At 61.0% G+C, this 3253-nt stretch carries 5 protein-coding genes; all 5 read left to right on the forward strand.

Annotated features, from left to right (window positions below):
- The first annotated feature begins 147 nt into the window (after nucleotides 1-147).
- The 5 genes from VBE63_RS26455 (at nucleotide 148) to VBE63_RS26475 (ending at nucleotide 3182) form a co-directional block, all read left to right on the forward strand.
- Nucleotides 148-573: a hypothetical protein gene (locus VBE63_RS26455; RefSeq protein ID WP_323685987.1), complete on the forward strand. Its 426-nt coding sequence runs from the start codon at nucleotides 148-150 to the stop codon at nucleotides 571-573.
- Complete coding sequence (locus VBE63_RS26460; protein WP_323685988.1) at nucleotides 518-988, forward strand: helix-turn-helix domain-containing protein; 471 nt, start codon at nucleotides 518-520, stop codon at nucleotides 986-988. Before VBE63_RS26455 ends, VBE63_RS26460 begins: the two co-directional genes overlap by 56 nt.
- Nucleotides 985-1407, forward strand: a complete 423-nt coding sequence (locus VBE63_RS26465) for a DUF6941 family protein (RefSeq protein ID WP_323685989.1) — start codon at nucleotides 985-987, stop codon at nucleotides 1405-1407. Before VBE63_RS26460 ends, VBE63_RS26465 begins: the two co-directional genes overlap by 4 nt.
- 183 nt (nucleotides 1408-1590) lie before the next feature.
- Nucleotides 1591-2904, forward strand: a complete 1314-nt coding sequence (locus tag VBE63_RS26470; protein WP_323685991.1) for an alginate lyase family protein — start codon at nucleotides 1591-1593, stop codon at nucleotides 2902-2904.
- On the forward strand, nucleotides 2853-3182 hold the full coding sequence (locus tag VBE63_RS26475) for a YdcF family protein (RefSeq protein ID WP_323685990.1): 330 nt from the start codon (nucleotides 2853-2855) through the stop codon (nucleotides 3180-3182). The genes VBE63_RS26470 and VBE63_RS26475 overlap by 52 nt, the downstream gene beginning before the upstream one ends.
- Nucleotides 3183-3253 lie beyond the last annotated feature (71 nt).

A 3253-nucleotide genomic window follows, 5' to 3' on the forward strand; every position in this document is an offset into this window, starting at 1 on the left:
ATGCACGCGCTGCGCGCGGGCGGCCCGGCACCGATTCCGCTGGAGGAGATTTTGGAGGTGAGTCGGGTGACGATTGAGGTGGCGCAGTCGTAGCCCAGGCCGTGCGACAAGCAGCTTGAAATTGGACTTGGCGATACCGAGAACGGTATGAAATACTCTCCTGCCGGCAGCTACAGCATGAGCATCCATGAGGATGCGGAAAGGGATCTCGACAGGCTGTATGAGGTCGACGAAGACGGGGCCGCCACCATCGATGTCTTCCTGCAGGAGGCGGCGTCGTCCCATGCGGTGCTGGACCGCCTGCTCGAACATCGCTATCGCAGCTACGAACCGGGCATGGATTTTGAAGTACAGCGTTGGGCCGCTCTGTGGAAACGCTTCGGCCTCTGGCGGCTGAAGTTGTTCGATGTTCCGGGCAGCGCTGCCTCACACCGGATCATCTACGCCTTTCACGGCATTCAGCGACGCTACTACATCTTGGGCATCGTGCCGAGGGACTTCGACTATGAGCCAAACCATGCTTTCACCCAACGAATCGTCCAGGCTTACCAAGCACTGGGAATCCCGGCCTGATCTGATTCGCTGGATCACGAGTGAAGATTCAGCCACGACGTCGGGTGGGGATGTGGTGCGCTTGGAGGCGGCGATCGTCCATCCGCCGCAGCCTCCCGCCTTCAGGTCGATCGAGGAACGGGAGGCGGAGTTGGAACGCAATCCCAAACGTGCCGAGGCACTGGCCAAGGCTCGCCAGCGCTTAGCAAAGACGGTGCATCCCGACGCCTCCTTGGCGGCCTTGCGCATGAGTCGTGGATTCTCTCAACGGGCGCTAGCCGAACGTCTAGGAACCTCACAATCGCGCCTGTCGCGTATCGAGTCGGGATTGGATGATCCGCGGCTGTCCACTGTGCGGAAGCTTGCGGATGCGCTTGCGGTGGATGTCAGTACGATTGATCGAGCAATCGCGGCAAACGGCGAGATGCCGTCATGAGCGGACCGCAGCTTGAGGTCGTTTTCTGTGACGATGTTCGCCAGGAGATCGGAAACAAGCAGAGTCTGATTGGTGTTTACTCGGGGGATCTTTTGGTCAGGCACCTGCCGGCGGTGTTGCCAAAGTTGTGCGTGGTGGCGACCTTGAGGCTGCCGCAGGCTCAGGCCTGTGGTTCTGTTGACTTTCGCATTATGCAAGGGGATCACTGTCTGCTGAAGACAGATGACTTATCTGAGTCTTACGAGTTGGCCTCCACCGAACAAAACGCGCGCATCGCTATTGTTGCTGTGCTGTCTCCATACCAGATTGACGATGAGTCGAGTCTCTCTGTGGTGTGCCGATTCGATGAAACAGAATTGGAGAGCCAGCCCTTGCGCATCAGGCAGATCGTTGATGATGAATCGGCCGATGGGGCCTGACGGGAACAGGAACTGAGGGATAACGATGCTGATCGACATCATCGCGGGCGCTCGCCCCAACTTCATGAAGGTCGCGCCCATCATCCGCGCACTGCAGGCGCTCAGGATCTCATCGAGCATGCCGCAATCACTCAAAGCCTAGCTACTCAAGCCGATTGGCTTCGAAGACGCCTAGAGCACCACCTGCTCGGCAATCATCTGTTCGCTAACACCAAGGCCCTGGTCTTCGCCGGGGCCTTCTTCGTTGGCCCAGAAGCCGAGCGCTGGTTGCGCCAAGGCCAACGGCTGCTCAGGCGTGAGCTGCAAGAACAAATCCTGCCCGACGGCGGACACTTCGAGCGTAGCCCGATGTATCACGCCATCCTACTGGAGGATGTGCTGGATCTCCTGCGACTGGGTCAGCTGTATCCTGGAACACTTGATGCCGGACTGCTGAAACTGTGTGAATCAAAGGCCACTGCCATGCAACACTGGCTCGCGGCCATGACACATCCCGACGGCGAGATCAGCTTCTTCAATGACGCCGCTTTCGGAATTGCGTCGACGCAGCGTCAGTTGGCGCACTACGCTGAGTCGCTGCGCGGTCGTGGCAACGCCGGCGAACCCCAAAACCAAGTCAAGGATGGTCCGCCGCGATCCACGCCAACGCTAATCTGGCTGCGCGACAGCGGCTACCTCCGCCTCGAAGCTGGCCAAGCAGTGGCGCTGCTGGACTGCGCGCCGATCGGCCCAGACTACTTGCCGGGTCATGCTCATGCCGACACGCTCTCATTCGAATTCTCGCTATTCGGCCAGCGGGTGATCGTCAACGGCGGCACCTCGCGCTACGGTAGCGGCCCCGAGCGACTGGCGGAGCGCGGCACTGCGGCCCACAGCACGGTGCAGATCGACAGTGCCGACTCCAGCGAGGTTTGGGGCGGTTTTCGCGTCGCTCGTCGCGCGCGACCGTTTGATGTGTCAGCGCAGTCAATCCAACCTACTGAAGCGGAGAAGCGTCAGCCGCGAGATCCGTTGGTTTCTGCTGCCGATGCAAACCCGCTACGGACCGGGTTATCTCTGACCCCGCATCTCGCGGCCTCATCAGCGCATGACGGCTACCGCCGCCTGCCGGGCAAGCCGGTGCATCGCCGAGCGTGGACGCTGAGCGACGAAAGCCTGCTGGTGACCGACCGCATCGACGGTCGCTATCGCTCGGCGAGCGCGCGCTTTCATTTGCATCCAGAGGTCAAGGCATCGATCCAGGGCAACGGTGGTGAGCTGCGCCTGCCGGATGGCCAGACTCTCAGCTGGCAAGTGACCGGCGGCGAGCCACAGCTGGTGCCTGATCACTGGCGGCCAGAATTCGGGCGATCATTGCCATCGCAGTGTTTGCATGTGCAGATGGCGGCAGGTGACTGTTTTCGGGTGGCCAGGTTCCCAGTGGAGATGGCTCCGAAGCGGAGGCGATGCGCGGATTCCTGCTGGATTTGGGTGTCCCCGACCGGGCGATTCGTTTAGAGGGGCTCAGCACCAAAACCGTGAGCAACGCATCGGCCACGGCTGCGCTGTTGCAGGCCGATGGGATCGAGGCGTGCATGCTGGTAACCTCGGCCCTGCACATGTCCCGCGCCCGCGCGCGATTCGAGCGAGCGGGCCTGCGCGTGGTGCCGGCACCGACGGATTTCGAGGTGATCGAGATGCCCATGAACCTGCTGCGGTACGTGCCGGATGCGGCAGCGCTGAGGGACAGCGGGCGCGCGTTCAAGGAGCTGTTGGGGCGTTGGGTTGGGCGTTAAATGTGTTGAGTTCTCTCGCTTCATCCCACATCAAGTTAACCTGAAGATCAGGGTACCTGTGGAGCCAACGC

This window comes from Lamprobacter sp. (genome assembly GCF_034860625.1).
GTDB lineage: Bacteria > Pseudomonadota > Gammaproteobacteria > Chromatiales > Chromatiaceae > Lamprobacter.